This window comes from Stenotrophomonas sp. BIGb0135, assembly GCF_024810105.1.
Classification (GTDB): Bacteria; Pseudomonadota; Gammaproteobacteria; order Xanthomonadales; family Xanthomonadaceae; genus Stenotrophomonas; species Stenotrophomonas maltophilia_AB.
Window position 1 is genome coordinate 264997 of record NZ_JANUDX010000002.1, and the last position, 25205, is coordinate 290201.

Consider the following 25205-nt stretch of genomic DNA (forward strand, 5'->3'; position numbering starts at 1 on the left):
GGCCTGGGCATCTGCGAATCAGCCGGGCGGCCCTTCCGCCGCCCCGAGCAATTCGCAGGCCGCCGCACATTCACTGCCCTTCAGTGCCTGCAGCAGCACATCACGCGCTTCGTGGTCGATATGCCCGTCGCGGTCTGGCGGGTCGAGAATCTGCTGCACTGCCTCGAGGGTGGCGGCCTTGGTGGCCGGGGGCATCGCGGCGGTGGCCTCCACCAGAACGGGCAGGCCATCGAGCGCGGTGCGCGCGCGCGAGTTCGGGTTGAGGTCGGTCAGGCTGGCGCCCAGGACGATGCCGGCGATGTTGCGTGGGAGGGTGTCGGCCTCCTTCTGCATCGCCGTGAGCTCTTCGGCAGTCGGCTGCTTGCCCGGCCGTGCCAGTATCGCGCGGCTCTGAATGTCGAGCTGCCGTGCCGAGCAGGCTGTGGCCATGATCATGGTGCCATCGACCGCCACGGACATGCGGGCCAGCATCCCTTCGGTATCGCCGGTGGCCCGCGCCATGCGGACCAGGTGCGCGCCTGCGTGTGCGCTGTTGGCGCACAGGGTGCGTAGATCCGGGAGTGCCGTCAGCCCGGCCGATGCGTCGGGAAGCAATGCGGGATCAGCCACCGCCATCACCACGATCATGGCCCGGACCAACGCGTCGCGGTCGGGTTGGTTGGTCGGTGAGGCGGCGTCGGCGGCCGCGCGCAGTGCGTCCACCCGGCGCTGCTGAAGCTGCAGCGGCGTCTCATTGGCGGGTGGATCGGCGGCCATGGCCGGAGCGGCTGAGCCAAGCAGGACGACGGCCATGCACAGGCGGCGTCGAAACGAGCGGACAACATCCATGTTGCGTCCTTCGAGGCGGGGCCGGAGGGCCGGGATGGCCTGAGTGTAGCGGGGCGTCCGGGGCAGGCAAGAGGGGCGGGTCGGTCGGCGGCTAGGCCGTGACCGGCTCCGCCATCCGCACCCGGTTGCGCCCCTCGGTCTTGGCCAGGTAAAGCGCTTCATCCGCGCGCGCGACCAGTTCCTCCAGCAGCGGCTGGTCGCCTCCCGGCAGCGCCTCGCCAATCGCGCCGCCCACACTGATCGACACGGGAATGCGTACCCCGGCAACGGTGATCGGCTCGGCGGCAATGGCATGCCTCAGCCGCTCGGCCGCGACAGGCACTTCGTCGATGACCGGCGCCGACAGCAACGCAATGAACTCTTCGCCGCCGAAGCGGGCGAACAGGTCGCGATCGCGCAGCGCCTCGCGGCAGCGGCGGGCGACGGCCTTGAGGACTTCGTCGCCGACCGGGTGGCCGTGGGTATCGTTGATCTTCTTGAAATGATCCACGTCCACCATGAGCACGGCCACGGCGTGGCCCTGGGCTTCGCGGGCGGCGATGATCTGTGCCGAGCATTCCTCGAAATGACGCCGGTTGGGGACGCCGGTCAGCGGATCGGAGGAGGCCAGGCGGCGCAGTTCGGCGGCCATCAGCAGGTCGGCGGTGACGTCGGTGAACAGCCAGATGCGCCCGTGCTCGCCGTTGCCGCGCACCGGGTGGGTGTCCACTTCGAAGGTGCGTTCGCCCAACGTCCAATTCAGCTTCGAGGCGAAATTGACGTCGCCCATCTGCCTTGCATAGGCCTGGTCCAGTTCGGCGTGGTTGTCGCAGCGCTGCCGCAGGGCGCGCATGGGCCCGGCGATTTCGGCGGCGCGGTGGCGCCCCGGAGCGCACGCCATCAGCTCGGCGGCGCGCTCGTTGATTGCCGCCCCCACGCCATCGCCGTCGATCAGCACGATGCCGGCCGGCACGCTCTCGAACAGATCCTCGAACTGGTTGCGTACGATCACCTCGCGTGCGGCCTCCCGTCGTGCCGACAGCAGCCGCGCCACGCTGGCCGCCAGCATGGGTACCTGCTGCGTCATCGGCGCAGGCGCCGACGCATGCCGCCATAGCAGCAACAGCCCGCTGAGCGGTGCGCCATGGGACGGGGAGGGGATGTACAGCACCGATCCCGGGGTGCCACCGAGTGCGTGGAGGATCGCGGACGGCAGCCGGAACGCGGCGGCCTCTACCGGTTCGCCACGCCAGTCATGCTCGAAGATGCCGCTACGGGCCAGATTGAAGCCGGAGAACGACAGCGTGGGCGAGGACACTGCCCACGTGGCACGGCCGTCGGCCTCGATGTCGATGGCCATGACCCTGTCCGCCCCCGAGGCAAGCTGGGCGAAGTGGCACAGCGCGGCGAGCGCGTCGCTGTCGGAGCGGGTCAATGCGCCGCTCCGCCAAGACGCTGCTCGAGGATGCCGATGACCGCATCGGCGGCGGTCATGTGCGGCAGGTGGCCGGCGGCATCGATCACGTCGAGGGTCGCGCCGTCGATCGCCTTGGCCAGCCACTGCCCGACCTGCACCGGAACGGCTACGTCCACGGCGGTCTGGATCACATGGACGGGCTTGGCCACCTGCGCGGCCGAGCCGCGAAGATCGGAGGTGAAGATGGTGCGCGAGGTGTTGAGCGCGATGTCCGGGCGCATCTGGAACAGGGTGTTGGAGAAATCGGCGATCACCGCGCTGTCATCTACGCCCACTACCATCGGCGCGAACCCGGCCACCCAGGCCTGGTAGTTGGCGCTCATGCTCTGGAACAGGCCCTCCAGGTCCTGCGGCTTGAACCCGCCGGTGTAATCGACATCATCGAGGTAACGCGGCGACGCGCCGATGAGGACAAGGCGCTCGAACAGGTCGGGCCTGGCGATGGCAGCCAGCGCGCCGATCATGCCGCTCATCGAGTGGCCGATGTACGTGCACTGCGACACGCCGCACTCGTCCAGCAGGTCGATCAGGTCGTCGGCATAGCCGAACAACGCGCCATGCCGTTCGAAATCGTAGCGTTCCGCACCCTGGGGGCCGCAGCCGGCCAGGTCGAAGGAGATCACGTCGAAACGCGCCTCGAACCAGGGCCGCAGCGCGGTCCATGCGGTCTGGTCGGTACCGAAGCCGTGGGAAAGAACGGCGACCTGCTTGCCTTGGCCGCTGCGACGACCGTTGAACATTTCAAAACTGCCCACGTACGTCTACCCATGGCGCTGAAGGGCCGAATACTAGGGCACGGTGGTGGGCGGGGTCTATCGCGATGCGAGCTGGGGTTCATGTGCGGCAGCACCGCCGAAACGGCGAGTGCGGGCATCCGGCCTTGGGCGGGGCAAGCCGGAATGATGGGCGTACGCGCCAAGGCGGGGCTTGGTCGCGACGCGATCGAGGGTTGGATTCGCACGCGTCGTCCCGGTGATGGCGACAACATGATCGACGCAACCCGGAGAATCCTCAGGATCCTGTCGTTTCAATGCGCAGGCGGATGCGCATTGCCCGCGCGGGCATCCAGCCGCCAAACAGAAGCTGCCGCAGATAGCCGCCGGCGGCCCCGGCAACGATGCCGGCCAGTACGCGCTGCGCCGGCCCGGTCCAGCGGCGCGCACGGTCGACCAGCCACGGCAGCAGCGCCAGGGCCTGGGCGCCGATGAGCAGGGCAAGGACATCCAGGCCCACCGCATCAACCATCGTGAGTACCGGCAGCCACAGCGGATTGGAGGCGGCCATCAGGACGATCACGGTGGTCGCGATGATGACGATGCGGCGCCCGGTGGGCGTGCTGGTCCAGCGCAGCAAACGGGACATCGGGGACACGGCAGGGTCTCGGTGGGGAGGTGAAGGCGGTGGCGAGCCGGCCAGGGTTGCATGCGCGGGGCTGGCACGCGATCCTGCGGTGCACGGCAGGGCAGGCGCAAGTAGGCCGCCGTCGTCCGCCTTCCCCCGAGGAGTCGCCATGAAAATCGCCGTGTTCAGCGCGCGTCCCTACGACCGCCGATTCCTCGACGAGGCCCACCAGTGCGCCGACCTCGCGGAGCCGGCCGAGTTCCTGTACTTCGACGCGTCCCTGGATGTGCATACCGCCGCGCTGGCACAGGACTGCGCGGCCGTCTGTGTCTTCGTCAACGATCGCCTGGACGCACCGGTACTGCACGCGCTGCATGCACTGGGCGTGCGCGCGATCCTGCTGCGCTGCGCCGGCTTCAACAACGTGGACCTGGCCACGGCCGGGCAGATGGGGTTCTTTGTCGCCCGGGTGCCGGCCTACTCGCCCGAGGCGGTGGCCGAGCATGCGCTGGCATTGGTGATGACCCTCAACCGGCACACCCATCGCGCCTACAACCGGGTGCGCGAGGGCAACTTCATGCTCGATGGCCTGCTCGGGCGCACCCTGCACGGCAAGACCGTGGGCATCGTCGGCACCGGCAAGATCGGCCTGGCCACGGCGCGCATCTTCAAGGGGATGGGCTGCACGGTGCTGGGCCACGATCCTTACCCGTCACCGGACTTCCCGCCGATCGGCACGTTCGTGGCACTGGAGGAACTGCTGGCGCGGGCCGACATCGTCTCGTTGCATTGCCCGCTGACGCCGGACACCCACCACCTGATCAACGCGACCTCGCTGGCGCAGATGAAGCCCGGCGCGATGCTGGTCAATACCTCGCGCGGCGGCCTGGTCGATACCCAGGCGGTGATCGGTGCGCTCAAGGCGCGGCAGCTGGGCCACCTGGCCATCGATGTCTACGAGCAGGAAAGCGCGCTGTTCTTCCAGGACTGGTCGGGCGAGATCATCGACGATGATGCCTTCCAGCGCCTGATGACCTTCCCCAACGTGCTGGTCACCGGGCACCAGGGCTTCTTCACCGTCGAGGCGCTGCAGGAGATCTCCGCGATCACGCTGGGCAACCTGGACGACTTCGCCCGCGGTCGCGCGTGTGCCAATCGCGTGGTCGCCGCCTGATCCACCGCTGTCGCCGTCCTCCCTCCACCCACCGCGCAGGGGCATGACCATGTGGCATCAGACCTACGATCCCCTCGGCAACGCGAACCTCTCGGCGCTGCTGGCCGCGCTGCCGGTGCTGGTGTTCCTGCTCGCGCTGACGGTGCTGCGGCTCAAGGGGCTCACCGCCGCGCTGCTGGCGGTGCTGGTGTCGGCACTGGTGTCGGCCTGGGTGTTCGGTATGCCCGCGGGCGCCATTGCCGGCGCGGCGCTGCTGGGCATCGCCAACGGCCTCTTCCCGATCAGCTTCATCGTGCTGATGGCGGTGTGGCTGTACAAGCTGGCCATCCGCAGCGGCAAGTTCGAGGTGATCCGCGGCAGCATCGCCACCATCTCCGACGACCAGCGCATCCAGGTGCTGCTGATCGCGTTCTGTTTCGGCGGCTTCCTGGAAGGGGCCGCGGGCTTCGGCGTGCCGATCGCGATCTGCGCCGCGCTGCTGGTGGAGCTGGGTTTCCGCCCGCTCAAGGCGGCCATGCTGTGCCTGGTGGCCAATGGCGCGGCCGGGGCCTATGGAGCGATCGGGATCCCGGTGCTGGTGGGGGCGCAGCAGGGTGGGGTGGCGCTGGGCGGGCTGTCGCAGATGCTGGTCCCGCTGGTGCAGGTGTGTGCGCTGCTGCTGCCGGCCGTACTGGTATGGATGCTGGATGGCTGGCGCGGGGTGCGCGAGACCTGGCCGGTGCTGCTGGTGGTCGGCGCGGTGTTCAGCGGGGCGCAGACGCTTACGCTGGTGCTGCTGGGGCCGGAACTGGTGGACATCATCGGCCCCCTGGCCGCGATGGGCAGCCTGGCCGCGTTCATGCAGGTCTGGCGCCCCGTGCGCATCTACCGCGAGGACCAGGCCCCGCCGGTCTCCGGGCAGCGCTGGACGCTGCGGCAGGTGCTGCTGGCGTGGTCGCCGTTCTACATCCTCACCGCCACCATCCTCACCTGGAGCCTGCCGGCGTTCAAGGCGCTGTTCGGCCCCGACGGCGCGCTCGGGGCGACGGTGCTGCACCTGCCCATCGCGTTGCTGGACCAGCGCGTGCAGGAGGTGCCGCCGCTGGTGGCCAGCGCGCGCACCCTGCCGGCGGTCTGGGATGTGGGGTGGCTCAATGCGTCCGGCACCGCGATCCTGATCGCCGCGCTGCTCACCGTGGTGCTGTCACCCCGGCTGACCGTGCGGTCGGCCGCGGAAGAACTTGCGCAGTCCGGCAACCAGATGTGGAAGCCGCTGGCGACGGTGGCACTGGTGATGGCGGTGGCCTACATCACCAACTATTCCGGGGCCTCGTCCACGATCGGGCTGGCGCTGGCCCAGGCCGGCGGCCTGTTCCCGGTGCTGGCGCCGGTGATCGGCTGGATGGGCGTGTTCATCACCGGCTCGGTGGTCAACAGCAATACCCTGTTCGCGCACCTGCAAGCGGTCACCGCCGGGCAGATCGGGGTGTCGCCGGCGCTGCTGGTGGCGGGCAACACCGCTGGCGGGGTGATGGCCAAGCTGGTGTCGCCGCAATCGATCGCCATCGCCGCCGCGGCGGTCAAGCTGGTTGGTCAGGAATCGGCGATCATGCGCAGCACCCTGGCGATCAGCCTCGGGCTGCTGGGCTACGTCTGCCTGTGCACCCTGCTGCTGTCGTGGATGACGGGCTGAAACTGAGGCATTCATGTCTATACATGAATGCCGCGGACGTGCCGATCCGGGCCGTTGCGCACCGCTGCGACAACGTGTCGCAGCCTATTTGTGGCCTTTCCTGCGCCGGATCATTGTCAATGCTCTTCTTAAATGTTGCGTGACGGCCTAAAATTGAAAGGCTGACATGATCGTCCCCGTGCCTGTCCCCCTGGACCGGCACATCCGGCCATTGGCCGGGCGGGGCGCGCTTGAGCTGGCATTCCCTACGCAATTGGATCGACCGATGATTCCGTTGAACCCCCTTGGACGCTTTTTGCGTCCGGGCCTGCTGTTTGCGTTGTCCGTGTTCCTCACGGGCTGCAACTCGGCCATCCTCAACCCCAAGGGCCAGATCGGCCACGATGAGAAGACGCTGCTGATCACGGCTACCGTGCTGATGCTGCTGGTCGTCGTGCCGGTCATCATCATGACCCTGACCTTCGCGTGGAAGTACCGTGCGACCAACACCAAGGCCCGCTATGAGCCGAAGTGGTCGCACTCCACCGCGATCGAAGTGGTGGTGTGGTCGATCCCGTGCATGATCGTGCTGGTGCTGGCCGTGCTGACCTGGCGTTCCTCGCACGCCCTGGACCCGTACCGTCCGCTGGACTCGGACAAGAAGCCGGTGGTGATCGAAGCCATCTCGCTGGACTGGAAGTGGCTCTTCATCTACCCCGAAGAGAACATCGCCACGGTCAACGAGATCACCTTCCCGGTCGATACCCCGCTGAACTTCAAGATCACGTCCGATTCGGTGATGAATGCGTTCTTCATCCCGCACCTGGGCAGCATGATCTACTCGATGACGGCCATGGAGACCAAACTCCACCTGATCGCCAACGAGACCGGTGAGTTCCCGGGCATGTCCTCGCACTACAGCGGCGCGGGCTTCAGCAAGATGCACTTCACTGCCCATTCGGTCAGCGAGGAGCAGTACCAGCAGTGGCTGGCCAAGGTCCGCGGCACTGCGGCGACCCTGGACAAGACCGCCTTCAACGCGCTGGTGGCCGAGAAGAACCACGACTGGCACCCGGTGACCTATTTCGGTACCAGCGAAGCCGGCCTGTTCGACTGGGTGATCGCCAAGCACATGGGCGACAACCAGCACTACGGCATGAAGCACGACCACCAGGCGATGGGCCATGACGGCGCCGCGGGCGAAAGCCATGCCGGCCACGACATGCCGGCCGCCGATGGTCCCGCCCCGGCCGACGTGCATGCCGACGATACGCACGCGGCCCACGCCGCTGGCGCCGCCGCCGAGCACGCAGACCACACTGCAGACGAGCACGCCGCCGCCGGTCACGCCGGCCACGCAGGCTCGGGAGAATAAGCATGAATCTGTTGGGTAAATTGACATTTGCCGACATCCCGCATGACCCGATCATCATCACCACGCTGGTCGGTGCTGGTATCGGCGGCATGCTGGTGCTGGCCCTGATCACCAAGTTCAAGCTGTGGGGCTATCTCTGGAAAGAGTGGTTCACCTCGGTCGACCACAAGAAGATCGGCGCGATGTACCTCATCGTCGCCTTCGTCATGCTGCTGCGCGGCTTTGCCGACGCGATCATGATGCGTGCCCAGCAGGCCATCGCGGCCGGTGGCAACGAAGGCTTCCTGCCGCCGCACCACTACGACCAGATCTTCACCGCCCACGGCGTGATCATGATCTTCTTCGTGGCGATGCCGCTGATCACCGGCCTGATGAACGTCGTGGTGCCGCTGCAGATCGGCGCACGCGACGTGGCCTTCCCGTTCGTCAACTCGCTCAGCTTCTGGCTGTTCGTGGCGGGCGCGGGCCTGGTGATGATCTCGCTGGGTGTCGGTGAGTTCGCGCAGACCGGTTGGCTGGCCTTCCCGCCTTTGTCGGGCAAGGAGTACAGCTCAGGTGTCGGTGTGGATTACTACATCTGGGGCCTGCAGGTCGCTGGCCTGGGTACCACGCTGAGCGGTATCAACTTCTTCATTACCATCCTGAAGATGCGTACCCCGGGCATGAAGCTGATGCACATGCCGGTGTTCACCTGGACCGCGCTGGTCACCAACGTGCTGATCATCGCCGCCTTCCCGGTGCTGACCGTCACCCTGGTGCTGCTCACCCTGGACCGTTACCTGGGCACGCACTTCTTCACCAATGACGGTGGCGGCAACGCCATGCTGTACATCAACCTGATCTGGATCTGGGGTCACCCGGAAGTCTATATCCTGGTGCTGCCGGCCTTCGGCGTGTTCTCCGAGGTCATCGCCACGTTCTCGCGCAAGGCGCTGTTCGGCTACAAGGGCATGGTCTACGCCACCGCCTGCATCGGCGTGTTGTCGTTCATCGTGTGGCTGCACCACTTCTTCACCATGGGCTCGGGTGCCAACGTCAATGCCTTCTTCGGCATCACGACGATGATCATCTCGATCCCGACCGGCGTGAAGATCTTCAACTGGCTGTTCACCATGTTCCGCGGTCGCGTGCAGTTCACCACCCCGGTGCTGTGGACGATCGGCTTCATGGTCACCTTCACCATCGGCGGCATGACCGGCGTGATGCTGGCGATCCCGGCCATCGACTTCGTGCTCCACAACAGCCTGTTCCTGATCGCCCACTTCCACAACGTCATCATCGGCGGCGTGGTGTTCGGCATGTTTGCCGGCATCACCTACTGGTGGCCGAAGATGTTCGGCTTCCGCCTCAACGAAACCTGGGGCAAGCGCGCGTTCTGGTGCTGGTTCATCGGCTTCTACGTGGCCTTCATGCCGCTGTACATCCTGGGCTTCATGGGCATGACCCGCCGCATGCAGAGCTACCCGAACCTGGAGTACCAGCCGCTGCTGGTGATCGCCATGTGCGGTGCGTTCATCATCGGCGCCGGCATCCTGTGCCAGGTGATCCAGATCGCCGTGTCGATCCGCGACCGCAAGAAGACCGCCGACCTGACCGGCGATCCGTGGGATGCCCGTACGCTGGAGTGGGAAACCTCTTCGCCGCCGTCGTTCTACAACTTCGGCGCGCTGCCCAAGGTCACCGAACTGGACGACTTCTGGGAGCGCAAGCAGCGTGGTGAGGCGTGGGAACGCCCGGCCAGGTACACCGACATCCACATGCCGCGCAACACCGGCACCGGCGTGGTGATCGGCGCCTTCAGCCTGGTGCTGGGCTTTGCGATGATCTGGCACATCTGGTGGCTGGCCATCGTGGGCATCGTCGGCATGATCGGCACCTTCATCTGGCGCACCTTCGACAAGGACACGGATTACTACGTGCCGGCCGCCGAAGTGGAGCGCATCGAAAATGAGCACCGTCGCCACCTGGTGGCGCAGGGCCTGGTGAAATCGGAGCTGAAGGCATGAGCAGCACTATCCCCAACAGCATGAACCATGGGCACGCCGCGCAAGCGGCGGCCCACGGCCATGATGACCACGAGCACCACGACACCGGCGGCAACACCGTCTTCGGTTTCTGGGTGTACCTGATGAGCGACTGCCTCATCTTCGCCAGCCTGTTCGCCACCTACATCGTGTTGTCCGGTGGCACCAACGGCGGGCCGGGCCCGAAGGACCTCTTCGACCTGAGCTTCGTCGCCTGGGAAACCACGCTGCTGCTGGTGTCTTCGCTGACCTTCGGCCTGGGCATGATCGCCCTGCACAAGCACAAGGTCGGCCAGATGTACCTGTGGCTGGGCCTGACCTGGCTGCTGGGCTTCGGCTTCATGGTCATGGAAGTGTGGGAGTTCAACCACCTCATCCATGAGGGCTACGGTCCCGACCACAGTGCGTTCCTGTCGGCGTTCTTCGCGCTGGTGGGTACCCACGGCCTGCACGTGAGTGCCGGCCTGCTGTGGCTGCTGGTCATGTTCATCCAGATCAAGCAGAACGGCCTGACCCCGACCAACAAGACCCGCATGGCGTGCCTGAGCCTGTTCTGGCACTTCCTGGACCTGATCTGGATCGGCGTGTTCTCCGTCGTCTACCTGAAGGGAGCGCTGTAATGGCACATGACAATCACGCACACGACCACGGCCACGGTGCCGGCGGCGAAAGCCACGGCAGCGTCAAGTCGTACCTGGTCGGCTTCCTGCTGGCAGCGGTCCTGACCATCATCCCGTTCTGGCTGGTGATGCACGGCAACCTGCCGACCTTCACCACCGGCGTGATCATCGTGATCGCCGCGGTGCTGCAGATCCTGGTGCACCTGGTGTTCTTCCTGCACCTGGACCGCTCCTCGGAGCAGCGCTGGAACGTCAGCGCCGCGGCCTTCACCGTGGTGGTGATCGGCATCATCGTCGCCGGCTCGCTGTGGGTCATGCACAACATGAACGTGCACATGATGCACTGACGTCCCCGCGACGTTGCCGCACGCAGAAAGGCCGCCCCCGGGCGGCCTTTTTGTTTGCGTCGATCAGGGCGGGATCAACGGCTGCAGGTGTGCGCGTCCACCGGTCTGGGCACCCCGGGGCACCTCAAGGAACGAGAGGCAACACCGGCGCGTGCTCGAGCGCAACGAAGCGGTCCACTGAAGGTGGACGATCGAAGCGCTACGCCGCCTGGGCCAACCGCAGGAATTCGTCAGCCCCCACCGGCCGCCCCAGGTGGTACCCCTGCAGCAGGTCGCAGCCCATGTCGCTCAGGTACTGGCGTTGCCCATCGGTTTCCACGCCCTCGGCGACGATCCGCAGTTGCAGCGAACGGCCCAGCGCGATGATCGAGGACACGATCGCCGCGTCTTCGGCGTTGTCTTCCAGGTCGTGCACGAACGCGCGGTCGATCTTCAGTTCGGTGGCCGGCATGCGTTTGAGGTAGAGCAGGCTGGAGTAGCCGGTGCCGAAGTCGTCGATGGAGATGTTGACCCCCATCGCGGTGAGTCCGTGCAGGATCTGCAGGCTCGCCTCGACGTCCTTCATCGCGGTGGTCTCGGTCACTTCCAGGGTCAGGTGGCGTGGGTCCAGCCGGTGCCGTTCCAGCGTGCGCTTGACCGTGTCGAGCAGGGTGGCCGAGCCGAACTGCAGCGGCGACAGGTTGACCGCCATCGACCACTCCGCATGGCCGGCGTCGTGCCACAGGCGCAGCTGCGCACAGGCGTGGTCCAGCACCCAGTCGCCCAGCGGCAGGATCAGCCCGCTGCGTTCGGCCACCGGAATGAACATGTCCGGGCCGAGCAGGCCCAGCTCGGGGTGCTGCCAGCGCACCAGCGCCTCGGCGCCGATCAGCGGCTGGCCGCTGGCCGGGAACTTGGGCTGGTAGTGCAGCACCAGCTCGTTGCGGTGGATCGCCCGGCGCAGCTCCTGCAGCAGCTTGAGCTGGCGGTTGGCGCTGACATGCATCGATTCGGTGAAGAACGTATAGCCGTTACGGCCGCCGTCCTTGGTGTGGTACATCGCCGCGTCGGCGTGCGCCATCAACTCCCGTTCACTGGTGGCGTCGGCCGGGTACAGCGCGATGCCGAGGCTGGCGGTCACCTGCAGTTCCAGCGCATCGATCAGGAACGGCTCGCCCACGCTGGCGATGATGCGTTCGGCGACCACCGCTGCATCTTCGGGGTCGTCCACCTGGAACACGATGACGAACTCGTCGCCGCCCAGCCGCGCGAACGTATCCTGGCTGCGCAGCAGCGCACTGACGCGCTCGCTCATCTGGATCAGCAGCTTGTCGCCGAGCTGGTGGCCGTAGGCATCGTTGATAGCCTTGAAGCCGTCCAGGTCGCAGAACATCACCGCGAAACTGAAGTGCCGGCGCCGCGCCTTCTCGATCGCCTGCTCGATCCGGTCCTGCAGCAGCATCCGGTTCGGCAGCTGGGTCAGCGGGTCGTGCAGGGCGGCCTGCAGCAGTTTCTCGTTGGCGTGCGCCAGCGAGTCGGCCAGCATGCCGGTGCGCGTGCGCATCTGGCGGTCGAACACCGAGGCCAGCAGCGCGATGCCCAGCGTGGCCAGCGTGGTCACGATGACCAGCACGGCCAGCCACTTGGCGTCGATGCCCTCGCCATAGGCGGCGCCACAGATGCTGCCGGGCGGGAAGTGGGCCGCGGCCATGCCGGTGTAGTGCATGCCCACGATCGCCAGCCCCATCACCAGCGACGCCAGGCCGCGCAACAGGAATGCGCGGCGCTGCTCCAGGCGCAGCCGGAACGCGATCCACAAGGCCGCACCGGCCGCGCTGATGGCGATCAGCAGCGACAGGGTGAACCAGACCGGGTCGTAATCGATGCCCGGCTGCATGCGCAGGGCGGCCATGCCCAGGTAGTGCATGGCGGCGATGCCCAGGCCCATCAGCACCGCGCCGGCGCCCAGCCGGGCCCACGGCAGCGACGGGCGCGAGACCAGCCACAGCGCGTAGGCCGACGCGCCGACGGACACGGCCAGCGAGAACAGGGTGATGCCCAGGTCGTAGCCGACCGGGATCGGCAGGTGGAAGGCGAGCATGCCGATGAAGTGCATCGACCAGATGCCCAGGCCCATCGCGCCTGCGCCACCGGCCAGCCACCAGCGGGCCACGCGGCCCTGGGTGCTGGCCAGCCGGCCGGCCATGTCCAGTGCCGTATACGAGGCAAGGATGGCGACCAGCAGCGAGAAGACGACAAGACTCTGGCTGTAGGTGCCGGTCATGGGAGAAGCCTGGATAAAAGGGGGACGGGCGATGGCCCGCCCCGGTATCGGCCTGCCGGCGGGAAACTTGAACGCCGTTGGCGGCGCGTCTCGGTTGTTGCGACGCGGCTCGGCTATCCTGCCCGCCAGACGATGAAGTGGACGTGGACATGGCCAAGCGACTGACCGCATACGTGTGCAGCGAATGTGGCGCCGAATACAGCAAGTGGCAGGGGCAGTGCACCGAGTGCGGCGTGTGGAACGTGCTCACCGAGATCACCCTGGAAAGCGCCACGCCAGCCAAGGCCTCGCCGGCCGCGCGTCGCTCCGGCTGGGCGGGCAAGGTCGATGCGCCCAAGATCATGGCGCTCAAGGATGTGCAGCAGACCGAGCACCTGCGCGTCAGCACCTGCATCGGCGAATTCGACCGGGTGCTGGGCGGTGGCCTGGTTGAAGGTGCGGTGATCCTGGTCGGCGGCGATCCGGGCATCGGCAAGTCCACCCTGCTGCTGCAGGCCGTGGCGAAGATGGCCGCGACCCTGCCGGTGCTGTACATCACCGGCGAGGAGTCGCTGTCGCAGGTGGCCGGGCGCGCGGTACGGCTGGACCTGCCGCTGGACAACGTCAATGCGCTGGCCGAAACCCAGGTCGAGGCGATCCTGCAGCACGCCAGCGTCGCCCGCCCCAAGCTGATCGTGGCCGACTCCATCCAGACCCTGTGGACCGAATCGCTCACCGCCGCGCCGGGCTCGGTGAGCCAGGTGCGCGAAAGCGCCGCGCGGCTGGTCCGCTTCGCCAAGGAAACCGGCACCGCCGTATTCCTGGTGGGCCATGTCACCAAGGAAGGCGGCATCGCCGGCCCGCGCGTGCTCGAGCACATGGTCGATGCGGTGCTGTATTTCGAGGGGGAGAGCGGCAGCCGCTTCCGCCTGCTGCGCGCGTTCAAGAACCGCTTTGGCGCGGTCAACGAGCTGGGCGTGTTCGCCATGGGCGAGAAGGGCCTGAAGGAAGTCTCCAACCCCTCGGCGATCTTCCTGTCCGGTGGCAGCACGCAGCAGCCGGGCAGCTGCGTGATGGTCACCCGCGAGGGCACCCGGCCGCTGCTGGTGGAGGTGCAGGCGCTGGTGGATACCTCGCCGCTGTCCAATCCGCGGCGGGTGGCAGTGGGCCTGGAGCAGAACCGCCTGGCGATGCTGCTGGCGGTGCTGCACCGGCACGGGGGCGTGCTTACCGGCGACCAGGACGTGTTCGTCAACGTGGTCGGTGGCATCCGCGTGCAGGAAACCGCGGTGGACTTGCCGGTGTTGCTGGCGGTGCTGTCCTCGCTGCAGGACCGGCCGCTGGCCGAGAAGACCATCGCCTTCGGCGAAGTCGGCTTGTCCGGCGAGATACGTCCGGTGCCCAACGGCGAGGACCGCCTGCGTGAAGCGGCCACCCATGGCTTCAAGCGCGCCATCGTGCCCAAGGCCAACGCGCCCAAGACCGGAAGCGTGAAGGGCATGGAGGTGATCGCGGTGGAGCGCTTGTCCGAGGCGATCGAGGCAGCCTGACCCCATCCGCGCCAACGACGCACCCAGGTAGCGCCGAACCATGCTCGGCTGGTTGCGGTGCCCCACCTTGTACGCCCGATCTGGCAAGCCGAGCATGGCTCGGCTCTACCCGGGTGTCAGCCGGTACGCACGGCCCGGCCAGCCGGGCAGGGCCCGCTCTGGTAGAGCCGAGCCATGCTCGGCTGCTCTCAGCGACCCACCTTGTGCGCCTGATCCGGCAAGCCGAGCGTGGCTCGGCTCTACCCGGGTGTCAGCCGGTACGCCCGATCCGGCAAGCCGAGCATGGCTCGGCTCTACCCAGGTGTCAGCCGGTACGCCCGATCCGGCCAGTCGGGCAGGGCCCAGCTCTGGTAGAGCCGAGCCATGCTCGGCTGCTTTCGGCGACCCACCTTGTACGCCCGATCTGGCAAGCCGAGCATGGCTCGGCTCTACCCAGGTGTCGGCCGGTACGCCCGGCCAGTCGGGCAGGGCCCGCTCTGGTAGAGCCGAGCCATGCTCGGCTGCTTTCGGTGACCCACCTTGTACGCCCGATCCGGCAAGCCGAGCATGGCTCGGCTCTACGCAGGTGTCAGGCGGTACGCTCGATCCGGCAAGCCGAGCATGGCTCGGCTCTACCCAGGCGTCAGCCGGTACGCCCAATCCGGCCAGCCGAGCATGGCGCGGCGCTACCCGGGCGACCGTGTTGTGTGCCCGACTACCCGCCAGGGGTCGGTCAGCGGGTGGTATGCCCGAACACCAGTTCGATGACGAACTGGCTGCCGAAGAACGCCAGCAGCAGCAGCGCCATCGCGGTCAGGGTCCAGTGCACGGCCTTGGCGCCGCGCCAGCCGTAGCGACGACGGCCGATCAGCAACGTGCCGAAAACGATCCACGACAGCACGCTGAGCACGGTCTTGTGCACCAGCTTCTGCGCCAGCAGGTCATCGACGAACAGCACGCCGGTGAGCAGGGTCAGGGTGAGCAGGGCGAAGCCGACGGCGATCACCCGGAACAGCAGCGATTCCAGGTCGGCCAGCGGCGGCAACGCACGCAGCCAAGGGCGGAAATCGCGTCGACGCAACGCGCGTTCCTGCAGCCACAACATGATCGCCAGCAGCGCGGCCACGCTGAGGGTGGCGTAGGCCAGCAGGGCCAGCCATGCATGCGTGGCCAGCTGCCAGCCCAGCGGCCGGCTCGGTTCGTGACCGTAGGCGTGATAGGCCCACAACACCGCCGCGGCCATCGGGAATACCAGCACCCCCAGGGCGGCCATGCGCCCGCGCGCGGCCACCAGCGAGGTCAGCCAGGCCATGCCCAGGCCGACCAGCGACAGCGCGGCGAAGAAGTGCATGTCCGGCCCACCGGTGGTGCGCATCGCCACCAGCACGTGGTAACCACCGTGCAGCAGCATCGCCGGCAGCGCCGGCCACAGCCAGGCCGGCGAGGTCACCGCATCATCGCGGACGACCGCGCGCACCAGCAGCCCGGTGGCGGTCAGGTACAGCAGGGTCGCGATGAGAACGATTGTCATCGTTCCAGTTTCGCATACCCCCCGGCCACTGGCGATGCCTGCGGCCATGGGCCGCAGTCGCGGTCCGGGGCGCTTGGTGGACCGGCTATACTGTGCGTCTCTCTGTCTTTCGTTCTGAACAGGTTGCCTCCATGTTCGAGTCCCTGACCCAGCGCCTCTCCGGCACCATCGAGCGGCTGCGTGGCCGCGGTCGCCTCACCGAGGAAAACATCCGCGAGGCCACCCGCGAAGTCCGCATCGCGCTGCTCGAAGCCGACGTCGCCCTGCCGGTCGTGCAGGCGCTGGTCGAGCGCATCAAGGTGCGCGCGGTCGGCCAGGAAGTGCTGAAGTCGCTGACCCCGGGCCAGGCGCTGATCAAGGTCGTGCGCGACGAGCTGACCACGGTGATGGGCTCGGCCGCGTCCGACCTCAACCTCAACGTGCCGGCCCCGGCGATCATCCTGATGGCCGGCCTGCAGGGTGCGGGCAAGACCACCACGGTGGGCAAGCTGGCCAAGCACCTGAAGGAAAAGCGCAAGAAGAAAGTGATGGTGGTGTCGGCCGACGTCTACCGTCCGGCCGCGATCGAGCAGCTCAAGACCCTGGCCGACCAGGTCGGCGTGCTGTTCTTCCCGTCCAGCGCCGACCAGAAACCGGAAGCGATCGTCCGCGCCGCCATCGACGATGCGCGCAAGTCGTTCGTGGACGTGCTGATCGTCGATACCGCCGGCCGCCTGGCCATCGACGAAGCGATGATGGCCGAGATCAAGGCCCTGCACGCGGCGGTCAACCCGGCTGAAACGCTGTTCGTGGTCGACGCCATGACCGGCCAGGACGCGGCCAATACCGCCAAGGCCTTCGGCGAGGCGCTGCCGCTGACCGGCGTGGTGCTGACCAAGACCGACGGTGACGCCCGTGGCGGTGCCGCACTGAGCGTGCGCTACATCACCGGCAAGCCGATCAAGTTCGTCGGCGTCAGCGAAAAGCCCGACGGCCTGGACGTGTTCCACCCGGACCGTATCGCCAGCCGCATCCTGGACATGGGCGACGTGCTGTCGCTGGTGGAGCAGGTCGAGCAGCAGGTCGACAAGGACAAGGCGCAGAAGCTGGCCGAGAAGGTCGCCAAGGGCAAGAAGTTCGATCTGAACGACATGCGCGACCAGCTCGAGCAGATGCAGAACATGGGCGGCATCGGCGGCCTGATGGACAAGCTGCCGGGCCTGGGCAACATTCCCGAGCACCTCAAGCAGCAGGTCAGCCAGGGCAAGGAAGTGCCGCGCATGATCGCGATCATCAACTCGATGACCAAGAAGGAGCGCCGCAACCCCGGCCTGCTCAACGGCTCGCGTCGTGCGCGTATCGCACGCGGTTCGGGCCTGACCCCGGCCGACGTCAACAAGCTCATGAAGCAGTTCCAGCAGATGGAAAAGATGATGAGCAAGATGGCCGGTGGCGGCATGAAGGGCATGATGCGCAGCATGAAGGGGATGATGGGGGCCATGGGCGGCCGCGGCGGCATGCCGTTCCGCTGAGCCCTGCAATGGGCGGCGCAACGCCCGCTGCAGGGCGTGCTGCGCCGTGCCGTTGACCGTTCCCGCACCGGGCGCATCAGGCGCCCGCCAATTGATCCAACAAGGAATGTCCATGAAGAACTCGATCGTGGTGGTGGCGCTGGTCCTGGCGCTGACCGCTTGCAAGGACGACACCTCGATGTCGCAGAAGGCCGGTAGCGCGATCAGTGGCACGGCCGCCGATTTCGTCGCTGGACTGGGCGAGGGCGTGGACAAGCGCATGAACGTGACGCTGCAGACCGACCCCGGCCTGGCCGCGCGCGGCCTCACCGTGACCCAGGGCAAGAGCCGTGGCATGGGCTCCAAGGACGCCGCGGTGTACGTGGTGGCCGACAAGCCGTTCAAGGGCAAGCTGGTGGCGCGCGCGCTGGATGGCGAGGGCACCGAGATCGGCCGCGCCGTGGTCGAGGAGGAGTTCGCCGCCGATGACGCGCGCTATGTGACCTTCACGTTCAACGAAGAGATGGACAGTCAGCTGGTCCGTACCTACGCGGTGTCGGCGCGCTGAATCCGCCTGGCGTGCATGCCCGGGTGGGGCGGTGCGGCGTATGCTGCAGCGTCAGACCCCACAGGTGCGCCGAACGTGAGTCCTTCGCCCATCCTCGAACGCGCCGACCGTTTCTGTCGGCGTTTTGCCGTGCAGGTTCCCATCCTGCTCGCCCCGATGGCCGGCGCCTGCCCGGTGCCGTTGTCGGCCACGCTGGCCACGGCCGGCGGCATGGGCGCGATGGGCGCGGTGTTGTCCCAGCCGCAGGACATCGTGGCGTGGATGGACGATTTCCGCGCCCAATCCAGCGGGCCGGCCCAGGTCAACGTATGGGTCCCCGATCCGCTGCCGCGACGCGATGCGGACGCCGAAGCGGCCAGCCGCCGCTTCCTGGCGCAGTGGGGGCCCGAGGTGCCGGCCAGTGCCGGTGATGCCGGCCCGGCCGATTTCGATGCGCAGTTCGATGCACTGGTCCGCGCGCGCCCGGCGGTGGCCTCGACCATCATGGGCGTGTTTTCCGCCGCCCAGGTGCAGCGCCTGAAGGACGTGGGCATCGCCTGGATCGCCTGTGCAACCACCCTGTCCGAGGCGAAGGCCGCGCAGGCGGCGGGCGCCGACGCGGTGGTCGCGCAGGGCTTCGAGGCGGGCGGGCATCGCGGCGCCTTCGATCCGGACGCGGCCGAGCGCCAGCTGGTGGGGCTGTTCGCGTTGCTGCCAAGGCTGGCCGATCATCTGGACATTCCGGTCATCGCCGCCGGCGGCATCGCCGATGGGCGTGGCATCGCCGCGGCACTGACCCTGGGCGCCAGCGCGGTGCAGGTAGGCACCGCATTCCTGCGCACCCCCGAGTGCGGCGTGCGTCCGGCCTGGTCGCAGGCCCTGGCCGACGCCGAGCCGGAAGACACCTGGCCAACGCGGGCCTTCAGCGGGCGCCTCGGTCGCGGCCTGGCCACCGCCTATGTGCGCGCCGCCGCCGCGCCGGGGGCACCGCCACCGCAGCCCTACCCGGTGCAGCGCGGGCTGACCGCGCCGATGCGGGCAGAGGCGAACCGCGACAACACCATCGAGACGATGCAGGCGTGGGCCGGGCAGTCGGCATGGATGGCGTCGGCGCGCCCGGCTGCCGACGTGCTCGGGCAGATGTGGGCCGATGCCAGGGCGCTGCTGGAATGATGCTGTACTGCAACGGCGCGATCGCCAGCGCCGACGACCTGGCCGGCGCGTTGACCAACTATGGCCACTTCACCTCGTTGCAGGTGCGGGGCGCGGCGGTACAGGGCCTGGACCTGCACCTGCAGCGCCTGCGGCAGGGCACCGACGAACTGTTCGGCTGCGCCCTGGACCTTGCCCGGGTGCAGGCATGGATGCGCGACGCGCTACGGTCCGCGCAGCTGCGCGATGCCTCGCTGCGGGTCACCGTGTTCTCGCGGCAGTTCGATTTCCGTCGGCCGCTGCAGCCGGTCGCGGTGGACGTGCTGGTGGCGGTGGCCGCGCCGGTCCACATGCCGGCCGACCCGCGGCGCCTGCGCGCGGCGGTGTACCAGCGCGAACTGCCGCACCTCAAGCATGTCGGTACCTTCCCGCTGTTCGAGCAGCGCCGGCGTGCCCTGCAGGACGGGTTCGACGACGCGCTGTTCGTCACCCCGGACGGAGCGGTCGGCGAGGGCAGCACCTGGAACATCGCCTTCCAGCACGGCCAGCAGATCGTCTGGCCGCAGGCGCCGGCCCTGCGCGGCACCCAGGAACGGCTGCTGCAGGCGGGTTTCGCGCCGGACGTGCAGCAGGTGCGCCCGGTGGCCCTGGCCGAGCTGGCGGGGTTCGACGGTGCCATTGCCTGCAATTCGGCCGGGGTCTGGCCGATCTCGGCGATCGATGCAGTGGCGTTCGCGCGCTCGGAGGCGTTCTGCCAGCGCGCACGAGGGGTGCTGGAGACGGTGCTGTGGCAGCCCATCGGTGCCCACGGCGCTGCGGCGTAGACCCTGTTCAGGTTCGGCCGTCTTCACGGACTTGGAATGACCGCAGGCCGCCGCTATAATCGCCGGCTTACCGCGCCATCCTGGCGACTGGGCAATTGAGGAAACAACACCATGGTCAAGATTCGACTGACCCGCGGCGGCGCCAAGAAGCGTCCGTTCTACCACATCATCGTGACCGACTCGCGCAGCGCCCGTGATGGCCGCAACATCGAGCGCGTCGGTTACTACAACCCGGTTGCCCAGGGTGCCGAGTCCCGCATCGTGCTGGACCTGCCGCTGGTCGACAAGTGGGTCGCCAACGGCGCCCAGATGACCGACAAGGTCCGCAACCTGTACAAGGAAGCGACCAAGGCCCAGGCCTCCGCGGCCTGATCCTGACGGGCCGCGCCTGCCGCGGCCCATTCGGTCTATTCAGATGAAAGATACCGAGCGCCGGATCCTGCTGGGCAGGATTGTCGGCGCTTTTGGTGTGCGAGGCGAGATCAAGCTCGAGTCCTGGACCGAGCCGCGTACCGCCATTTTCAACTACCAGCCCTGGATCCTGCGGACCCCCGCCGGCCAGGAGAGCACGCTCACCGGTGCGCGTGGACGTCAGTCCGGCAAGCACCTGGTCGCCGTGTTTCCCGGCATCACCGACCGCGACGTGGTCGAGGCGATGTACGGGACCGAAGTCTATGTCGCACGCAGCGCACTGCCGCCGCCGAAGGCCGACGAGTATTACTGGGTCGACCTGGAAGGTCTGCAGGTGCGGACCGTCGAGGGCGTCGAACTGGGGCGGGCATCGCACCTGTTCTCGACCGGCTCCAACGACGTCCTGGTGGTGCAGGGCGACCGTGAGCGGATGATCCCGTTCGTGCAGCCCGAATTCGTCGTCTCGGTGGATTTCGAGGCCAACCTGATCGTGGTCGACTGGGATCCGGAGTTCTAGGCCGGATGCGTATCGACGTCGTCACGTTGTTCCCGGAGTTCATGGCGCAGTCGGCCGCGCTGGGCGTGGTCGGCCGTGCCGCCGAACGCGGCCTGCTGGCGCTGCACGGCTGGAATCCGCGTGACTATGCCGCGGGCAACTACCGCCGGGTGGACGACCGTCCGTTTGGCGGCGGCCCGGGCATGGTCATGCTGATCGAGCCGCTGCGGGCCTGCCTGGCGGCGGTCAAAGCCGCCGATCCCGCGCCCGCTCCGGTCATTTACCTCAGCCCGCAGGGCGCGCCGCTGACCCAGGCCAAGGTGCGCGAACTGGCCGCGTTGCCGCGGATGATCCTGCTCTGCGGGCGCTACGAGGGCATCGACGAGCGTTTCCTGGACGCAGAAGTCAGCGAGGAAATCTCGATCGGCGATTACGTCCTGTCCGGCGGTGAGCTGGGCGCGGCGGTGATCGTCGATGCGGTGACCCGCCTGCAGGACGGGGCCCTCGGCGATGCCGAATCGGCCGCCCAGGACAGTTTCGAAGGCCCGCAGGGGCTGTTGGACTGCCCGCACTACAGCCATCCGGCCCAGCATGAATGGGGCACTGTCCCGGACGTGCTGCGCTCGGGCAACCATGCCGCCATCGCCCGTTGGCGCCGGCAGCAGTCGCTGCTGCGCACCGCGCTGCGGCGACCGGACCTGCTCGATGAAGGCCGATTGTCCAAGGCCGACCGCCTCCTGCTGGAGCAGGCGCGGCAGGCCGTGGCCAAGGATCCAACCCCCTAGCGCGGGGGCGGGATCTTGTTTACAATTCGGGATTGCCATCGGCCTTTTGGGGCCGCTTGGTAGGAATCCCTACAAAAAACGTGCAGCACAGTCCGGTGACTGCATGAGCCCACGTTGTCGAACGACACGACCACCCGAACACTATCGGTGCACCCATGAGCAAGCTGAACAAATCCATCCTCTCGGACTTCGAATCCGCCCAGATCACCCGCGAGCTGCCGAAGTTCAGCCAGGGTGACACCGTCGTCGTCAACGTGAAGGTGAAGGAAGGCAACCGTGAGCGCGTCCAGGCTTACGAAGGCGTCGTCATCGGCACCAAGAATGCCGGCCTGAACTCCGCTTTCACCGTGCGCAAGATCTCGCACGGCTACGGCGTCGAGCGCGTCTTCCAGACCCACAGCGCCATCATCGACTCGGTCGAAGTGAAGCGTCGTGGTAAGGTCCGTGCCGGCAAGCTGTACTACCTGCGTGGCCTGGAAGGCAAGGCTGCCCGCATCAAGGAAGATCTGGCTGCCGCTGCGCAGGCCAAGGCTGCCCGCCTGGCTGCCAAGGCCCAGTAATTCCCACCGACGACCTCGGTTGTCGCGGTACCAGAACGGCCACCTTCGGGTGGCCGTTCTGCGTTGGACGCCCTGAACATCCCCCCACGTGCGGGAGCCCTGCGCTTCCTGCGCTTGTCGAAGGAACAACATGCAGGCTTATCCCGTTCGTATCCGCGCCGCGCTGCAGGTCATGCAAGCCGCCGGCGTCCCCAGGCAGATGCAGGCGCCGCTGATGTACCGGCTGCTGTGGCGGACGGGCCTGGTTGTGCCGCCGCCGGTGCTGGCCGGTTTCGTCGCCAACGCCGTGCTGATGGGCGCGATGTTCGGGCTGGGATGGGGCGGACTGATGTGGCTGTTGTTCGCGCGCGGCGCGCTGTTGTCGGGCGTGGGCGTGCTGGGCGCGGCCGGCGTGGCCGGCCTGCTGTTCGGTGGCGCGATGGCACTGCTGATGCGGTGGCAGCAGCAGCGCTATCGCTTGCCGGCGTGGGGCGAGATACGCGCCGCCGACGGCGGTTGACCGGCGCGGCTGGGCGTGGGCGCCGGCGCGGCCGTGGGCGGCGCCTCCGGGTTGGGATCGGCCACCGGTGAGGGGGGCATGGCCGGCACTTCCGCCGGCGCTGCCATCTCCCCGCGCTGGGCGGGCAGCATGTGCGCCTTGCGCCAGCCACCCCAGCGGTAATACGCCAGCGACATCAGCATCGCGCAGAACGAGCTGACCGGGAAACTCCACCACACCGCGTCGGCGCCCCAGTTGTCCTGCAGCAGTTCGGCGAACGGCACGCGGATGCCCCACAGCGACGCGGCCAGGATCAGCAGCGGCGGAATCACCGCACCGGTGGAGCGCACCACGCCGGAGATGACGAAATTGACGCCGAAGAACAGGAACGACCACACCGCGATGTGGTTGAGGTGCCGCGCCACCTCCAGCGACTGGCTGGCTTCTGGCAGGAACAGCGCCAGCGTGTAGCGGTCCAGCAGGATCAGCGGCAGGATCAGCACGCCGGTGAGCAGGAAGTTGTACAGCACGCCACTGCGCGCGGTGCCGCGCACGCGGTCCCAGTTGCCCGCGCCCACGTTCTGCGCGGCCATCGACGAGCACGCTGCGCCGATCGCCATCGCCGGCATCTGCACGTAGGTCCACAACTGCAGCGAGGCGCCGTAGGCGGCTGCGGTATCGGTGCCGTAGCCGTTGACCATGCTCATCATCAGGATCATCGACAGCGAGATCAGCACCATCTGCAGGCCCATCGGCACGCCCTTGACCACCAGCGCGCGCAGGATCGTCGTGTCGATCCGGAACATCGCCATGTCCTTGCGCCCCAGCCACAGCACATGGCGCTTGTTGCGCATGTACCAGAGCAGGCCGATCAGCGACAGCGTCTGCGCGATCAGCGTGGCCCACGCCGCGCCGGCAATACCCAGCTGCGGGAATGGGCCGATGCCGAAGATCAGCAGCGGATTGAACCCGATGTCCAGCACTACCGAGAGCAGCAGGAAGCGGAACGGCGTGCGCGAATCGCCCACGCCCCGCAGGGCCGAACTCAGGAACGCGAACGCGTACAGGGTCGGCATCGCCAGGAAGATGATGCGCAGGTAGGCCTCGGCCAGCGGCAGCGATTCGGCCGGGGTGCCCATCGCCGCCAGCAGCGGGTGCGACAGCCACCAGCCCGCCACCGCGATCACCACCGACAGCCCGATGAAGAACGTCGCGCTGGTGCCCATCACCCGGCGCGCCTGCACGATGTCGCGCGCGCCCATGGCCTGGCCGATCAGGATGGTGGCGGCCATGCCGATGCCGAACACCGAGCCGATCAGGAAGAACATGATGTTGTTGGCGTTGGCGGTGGCGGTCAGCGCCGCCTCGCCGAGGTAGCGCCCCACCCACACCGCATTCACCGAGCCGTTCAGCGACTGGGCGATGTTGCCGGCCAGGATCGGCAGGGCAAACAGGAACAGGTTGCGCCCGATCGGGCCGGTGGTCAGGTCAAGCGGCGCTTTGGCCATGTGCTCTGGAGATCAGGCGTGGAGAGCGGCACACTAGCACCAAGCCCGTCAGCGGGGTATCGCGATGCGACGTTCGATCCTGCAGGTCCCAGCGCCCGGCGTGCGCCGCGCCGCCGCGTCCCTCTTGATAGTGGCTGCGCTGGCCGCATGTTCCAGTACACAGCGCCTGGACGATGCCCAGGTGCGGCCGATGGACCGCCCGGAGTGCCAGGTCGGCAGCCAGCGCCGCGATCTCGATGCCGGGGTACCGGTGTTGATCGGCGGCACCGGTTGCCGCGGCAACCCCGATGCATCGCAACCCCTGAACAAACGACCGGCCAACGCCGTGGAGCTGGGCAAGCAGCATGACTGAAGCAGAAGCGCTGGTCGCCAGCGTGCGACTCGATGTGTGGCTCTGGGCCGCACGTTTCTACCGGACCCGCAGCCTGGCCAAGCAGGCGGTGGAAACCGGCAAGGTGGACGTGGCCGGGCAGCGGCCGAAATCCTCGCGCGCGGTCCGCGTGGGCGAGCAGTTGCAGATCAGCCGCGGCGATGAAACCTATGACGTGCAGGTGCGTGGCCTGAGCGAGATGCGCGGGCCGGCACCGGTGGCGCAGCAGTTGTACGAGGAAAGCGAGGCGTCGCGTGCGCGGCGTGCCGAGCTGCGTGCGCAGCGGGCGGCGGCGGCCAATGGCTATCAGCCGCCCGAACACCGCCCGGACAAGCGCGCGCGGCGGTTGATCCGGGCGTTGGGCGACATCGACGCGATCTAGCGGTGCGGCGTCTTTGACGCATACGAGCTATGTCCCGCGGAAACGCGTTGTCGGTCACGGTGCGCTCAATCCGCCTGCGTCAGG

Annotated in this window: 25 protein-coding genes; 18 read left to right on the forward strand and 7 right to left on the reverse strand. The window is 67.6% G+C overall.

Going from position 1 to position 25205, the window contains the following annotated elements; all coding sequences use genetic code 11:
• Positions 1 to 18 precede the first annotated feature (18 nt).
• From M2421_RS05625 to M2421_RS05640, 4 genes are all read right to left on the reverse strand, one after another.
• On the reverse strand, positions 19 to 828 hold the full coding sequence (locus tag M2421_RS05625) for a hypothetical protein (RefSeq protein WP_259203908.1): 810 nt from the start codon (positions 826 to 828) through the stop codon (positions 19 to 21).
• Positions 829 to 919: 91 nt separating this feature from the next.
• Entirely contained in the window at positions 920 to 2242 is a 1323-nt protein-coding gene (locus tag M2421_RS05630) for a sensor domain-containing diguanylate cyclase (protein ID WP_259203910.1), read from the reverse strand.
• On the reverse strand, positions 2239 to 3039 hold the full coding sequence (locus M2421_RS05635; RefSeq protein ID WP_259203911.1) for an alpha/beta hydrolase: 801 nt from the start codon (positions 3037 to 3039) through the stop codon (positions 2239 to 2241). The genes M2421_RS05630 and M2421_RS05635 overlap by 4 nt, the downstream gene beginning before the upstream one ends.
• A 256-nt stretch (positions 3040 to 3295) precedes the next feature.
• Positions 3296 to 3646 carry a hypothetical protein gene (locus M2421_RS05640; protein ID WP_310439407.1) on the reverse strand — a complete coding sequence of 117 codons (351 nt, stop codon included), beginning with the start codon at positions 3644 to 3646 and terminating at the stop codon, positions 3296 to 3298.
• A gap of 148 nt (positions 3647 to 3794) precedes the next feature.
• Between M2421_RS05640 and M2421_RS05645 the strand changes: the two genes are divergently transcribed.
• The 6 genes from M2421_RS05645 to cyoD all read left to right on the forward strand — a co-directional run bounded on the left by M2421_RS05645 (position 3795) and on the right by cyoD (position 10816).
• Positions 3795 to 4799: a 2-hydroxyacid dehydrogenase gene (locus tag M2421_RS05645; RefSeq protein ID WP_259203913.1), complete on the forward strand. Its 1005-nt coding sequence runs from the start codon at positions 3795 to 3797 to the stop codon at positions 4797 to 4799.
• Between the two features lie 43 nt (positions 4800 to 4842).
• On the forward strand, positions 4843 to 6471 hold the full coding sequence (locus M2421_RS05650) for a lactate permease LctP family transporter (RefSeq protein WP_259203914.1): 1629 nt from the start codon (positions 4843 to 4845) through the stop codon (positions 6469 to 6471).
• A gap of 265 nt (positions 6472 to 6736) precedes the next feature.
• Positions 6737 to 7825, forward strand: a complete 1089-nt coding sequence (gene cyoA, locus M2421_RS05655; RefSeq protein ID WP_259203915.1) for a ubiquinol oxidase subunit II — start codon at positions 6737 to 6739, stop codon at positions 7823 to 7825.
• A gap of 8 nt (positions 7826 to 7833) precedes the next feature.
• Positions 7834 to 9831 carry a cytochrome o ubiquinol oxidase subunit I gene (gene cyoB / locus M2421_RS05660; RefSeq protein WP_259204912.1) on the forward strand — a complete coding sequence of 666 codons (1998 nt, stop codon included), beginning with the start codon at positions 7834 to 7836 and terminating at the stop codon, positions 9829 to 9831.
• The gene (gene cyoC, locus M2421_RS05665; protein WP_259203916.1) at positions 9828 to 10469 is read left to right on the forward strand and encodes a cytochrome o ubiquinol oxidase subunit III; all 642 of its coding nucleotides are present in this window, start codon (positions 9828 to 9830) and stop codon (positions 10467 to 10469) included. The genes cyoB and cyoC overlap by 4 nt, the downstream gene beginning before the upstream one ends.
• Complete coding sequence (gene cyoD / locus M2421_RS05670; RefSeq protein WP_259203917.1) at positions 10469 to 10816, forward strand: cytochrome o ubiquinol oxidase subunit IV; 348 nt, start codon at positions 10469 to 10471, stop codon at positions 10814 to 10816. The genes cyoC and cyoD overlap by 1 nt, the downstream gene beginning before the upstream one ends.
• Positions 10817 to 11015: 199 nt before the next feature.
• Here the strand turns inward: cyoD and M2421_RS05675 are convergent, their stop codons facing one another.
• On the reverse strand, positions 11016 to 13079 hold the full coding sequence (locus M2421_RS05675; protein ID WP_259203919.1) for a bifunctional diguanylate cyclase/phosphodiesterase: 2064 nt from the start codon (positions 13077 to 13079) through the stop codon (positions 11016 to 11018).
• Between the two features lie 149 nt (positions 13080 to 13228).
• On the opposite strand from M2421_RS05675, the gene radA reads away from it, so the two are divergent.
• A complete protein-coding gene (gene radA, locus M2421_RS05680; RefSeq protein WP_259203920.1) occupies positions 13229 to 14608 on the forward strand; it encodes a DNA repair protein RadA in 1380 nt (459 codons plus the stop codon).
• Positions 14609 to 15320: 712 nt separating this feature from the next.
• Here radA and ccsA read toward each other — a convergent pair.
• Positions 15321 to 16118, reverse strand: coding sequence for a cytochrome c biogenesis protein CcsA (ccsA, locus tag M2421_RS05685; protein ID WP_259203921.1), 798 nt, complete (start codon positions 16116 to 16118; stop codon positions 15321 to 15323).
• A 131-nt stretch (positions 16119 to 16249) separates the two neighbouring features.
• Here ccsA and ffh point away from each other — a divergent pair, with 131 nt between their 5' ends.
• The 9 genes from ffh to M2421_RS05730 all read left to right on the forward strand — a co-directional run bounded on the left by ffh (position 16250) and on the right by M2421_RS05730 (position 22882).
• A complete protein-coding gene (ffh, locus tag M2421_RS05690; RefSeq protein WP_259203922.1) occupies positions 16250 to 17629 on the forward strand; it encodes a signal recognition particle protein in 1380 nt (459 codons plus the stop codon).
• Positions 17630 to 17741: 112 nt separating this feature from the next.
• Positions 17742 to 18176 (forward strand): hypothetical protein, encoded by a 435-nt coding sequence (locus M2421_RS05695; RefSeq protein ID WP_259203923.1) that lies wholly within the window; start codon positions 17742 to 17744, stop codon positions 18174 to 18176.
• 75 nt (positions 18177 to 18251) lie between these two features.
• Positions 18252 to 19328 carry a nitronate monooxygenase gene (locus M2421_RS05700; RefSeq protein WP_259203924.1) on the forward strand — a complete coding sequence of 359 codons (1077 nt, stop codon included), beginning with the start codon at positions 18252 to 18254 and terminating at the stop codon, positions 19326 to 19328.
• On the forward strand, positions 19325 to 20131 hold the full coding sequence (locus M2421_RS05705) for an aminotransferase class IV (RefSeq protein ID WP_259203925.1): 807 nt from the start codon (positions 19325 to 19327) through the stop codon (positions 20129 to 20131). Before M2421_RS05700 ends, M2421_RS05705 begins: the two co-directional genes overlap by 4 nt.
• A 111-nt stretch (positions 20132 to 20242) precedes the next feature.
• Positions 20243 to 20503 carry a 30S ribosomal protein S16 gene (gene rpsP, locus M2421_RS05710; RefSeq protein ID WP_017356068.1) on the forward strand — a complete coding sequence of 87 codons (261 nt, stop codon included), beginning with the start codon at positions 20243 to 20245 and terminating at the stop codon, positions 20501 to 20503.
• 43 nt (positions 20504 to 20546) lie between these two features.
• Positions 20547 to 21059 carry a ribosome maturation factor RimM gene (gene rimM / locus M2421_RS05715; protein WP_259203926.1) on the forward strand — a complete coding sequence of 171 codons (513 nt, stop codon included), beginning with the start codon at positions 20547 to 20549 and terminating at the stop codon, positions 21057 to 21059.
• Between the two features lie 5 nt (positions 21060 to 21064).
• Positions 21065 to 21823, forward strand: a complete 759-nt coding sequence (gene trmD, locus M2421_RS05720; protein WP_259203927.1) for a tRNA (guanosine(37)-N1)-methyltransferase TrmD — start codon at positions 21065 to 21067, stop codon at positions 21821 to 21823.
• Positions 21824 to 21978: 155 nt separating this feature from the next.
• Complete coding sequence (gene rplS / locus M2421_RS05725) at positions 21979 to 22383, forward strand: 50S ribosomal protein L19 (RefSeq protein ID WP_259203928.1); 405 nt, start codon at positions 21979 to 21981, stop codon at positions 22381 to 22383.
• 130 nt (positions 22384 to 22513) lie between these two features.
• Positions 22514 to 22882 (forward strand): DUF6404 family protein, encoded by a 369-nt coding sequence (locus M2421_RS05730; RefSeq protein WP_259203929.1) that lies wholly within the window; start codon positions 22514 to 22516, stop codon positions 22880 to 22882.
• On the opposite strand, the gene M2421_RS05735 is transcribed toward M2421_RS05730, so the two are convergent.
• A complete protein-coding gene (locus tag M2421_RS05735) occupies positions 22834 to 24369 on the reverse strand; it encodes an MATE family efflux transporter (RefSeq protein ID WP_259203930.1) in 1536 nt (511 codons plus the stop codon). The genes M2421_RS05730 and M2421_RS05735 overlap by 49 nt on opposite strands.
• A gap of 64 nt (positions 24370 to 24433) precedes the next feature.
• Here M2421_RS05735 and M2421_RS05740 point away from each other — a divergent pair, with 64 nt between their 5' ends.
• Both M2421_RS05740 and M2421_RS05745 read left to right on the forward strand, forming a co-directional pair.
• The gene (locus tag M2421_RS05740; RefSeq protein ID WP_259203931.1) at positions 24434 to 24721 is read left to right on the forward strand and encodes a hypothetical protein; all 288 of its coding nucleotides are present in this window, start codon (positions 24434 to 24436) and stop codon (positions 24719 to 24721) included.
• Positions 24714 to 25121, forward strand: coding sequence for a S4 domain-containing protein (locus M2421_RS05745; protein ID WP_259203932.1), 408 nt, complete (start codon positions 24714 to 24716; stop codon positions 25119 to 25121). Before M2421_RS05740 ends, M2421_RS05745 begins: the two co-directional genes overlap by 8 nt.
• Positions 25122 to 25205: the final 84 nt, after the last annotated feature.

Excerpts from the sequence above, each read along its gene's own strand:
- M2421_RS05625 (WP_259203908.1), bottom strand. The coding sequence starts at position 828 with ATGGATGTTGTCCGCTCGTTTCGACGCCGCCTGTGCATGGCCGTCGTC.
- M2421_RS05640 (WP_310439407.1), bottom strand. The coding sequence starts at position 3,646 with ATGTCCCGTTTGCTGCGCTGGACCAGCACGCCCACCGGGCGCCGCATC.
- M2421_RS05645 (WP_259203913.1), top strand. The coding sequence starts at position 3,795 with ATGAAAATCGCCGTGTTCAGCGCGCGTCCCTACGACCGCCGATTCCTC.
- M2421_RS05650 (WP_259203914.1), top strand. The coding sequence starts at position 4,843 with ATGACCATGTGGCATCAGACCTACGATCCCCTCGGCAACGCGAACCTC.
- cyoA (WP_259203915.1), top strand. The coding sequence starts at position 6,737 with ATGATTCCGTTGAACCCCCTTGGACGCTTTTTGCGTCCGGGCCTGCTG.
- cyoC (WP_259203916.1), top strand. The coding sequence starts at position 9,828 with ATGAGCAGCACTATCCCCAACAGCATGAACCATGGGCACGCCGCGCAA.
- cyoD (WP_259203917.1), top strand. The coding sequence starts at position 10,469 with ATGGCACATGACAATCACGCACACGACCACGGCCACGGTGCCGGCGGC.
- M2421_RS05675 (WP_259203919.1), bottom strand. The coding sequence starts at position 13,079 with ATGACCGGCACCTACAGCCAGAGTCTTGTCGTCTTCTCGCTGCTGGTC.
- radA (WP_259203920.1), top strand. The coding sequence starts at position 13,229 with ATGGCCAAGCGACTGACCGCATACGTGTGCAGCGAATGTGGCGCCGAA.
- ccsA (WP_259203921.1), bottom strand. The coding sequence starts at position 16,118 with ATGACAATCGTTCTCATCGCGACCCTGCTGTACCTGACCGCCACCGGG.
- ffh (WP_259203922.1), top strand. The coding sequence starts at position 16,250 with ATGTTCGAGTCCCTGACCCAGCGCCTCTCCGGCACCATCGAGCGGCTG.
- M2421_RS05695 (WP_259203923.1), top strand. The coding sequence starts at position 17,742 with ATGAAGAACTCGATCGTGGTGGTGGCGCTGGTCCTGGCGCTGACCGCT.
- M2421_RS05705 (WP_259203925.1), top strand. The coding sequence starts at position 19,325 with ATGATGCTGTACTGCAACGGCGCGATCGCCAGCGCCGACGACCTGGCC.
- rpsP (WP_017356068.1), top strand. The coding sequence starts at position 20,243 with ATGGTCAAGATTCGACTGACCCGCGGCGGCGCCAAGAAGCGTCCGTTC.
- rimM (WP_259203926.1), top strand. The coding sequence starts at position 20,547 with ATGAAAGATACCGAGCGCCGGATCCTGCTGGGCAGGATTGTCGGCGCT.
- trmD (WP_259203927.1), top strand. The coding sequence starts at position 21,065 with ATGCGTATCGACGTCGTCACGTTGTTCCCGGAGTTCATGGCGCAGTCG.
- rplS (WP_259203928.1), top strand. The coding sequence starts at position 21,979 with ATGAGCAAGCTGAACAAATCCATCCTCTCGGACTTCGAATCCGCCCAG.
- M2421_RS05730 (WP_259203929.1), top strand. The coding sequence starts at position 22,514 with ATGCAGGCTTATCCCGTTCGTATCCGCGCCGCGCTGCAGGTCATGCAA.
- M2421_RS05735 (WP_259203930.1), bottom strand. The coding sequence starts at position 24,369 with ATGGCCAAAGCGCCGCTTGACCTGACCACCGGCCCGATCGGGCGCAAC.
- M2421_RS05740 (WP_259203931.1), top strand. The coding sequence starts at position 24,434 with ATGCGACGTTCGATCCTGCAGGTCCCAGCGCCCGGCGTGCGCCGCGCC.
- M2421_RS05745 (WP_259203932.1), top strand. The coding sequence starts at position 24,714 with ATGACTGAAGCAGAAGCGCTGGTCGCCAGCGTGCGACTCGATGTGTGG.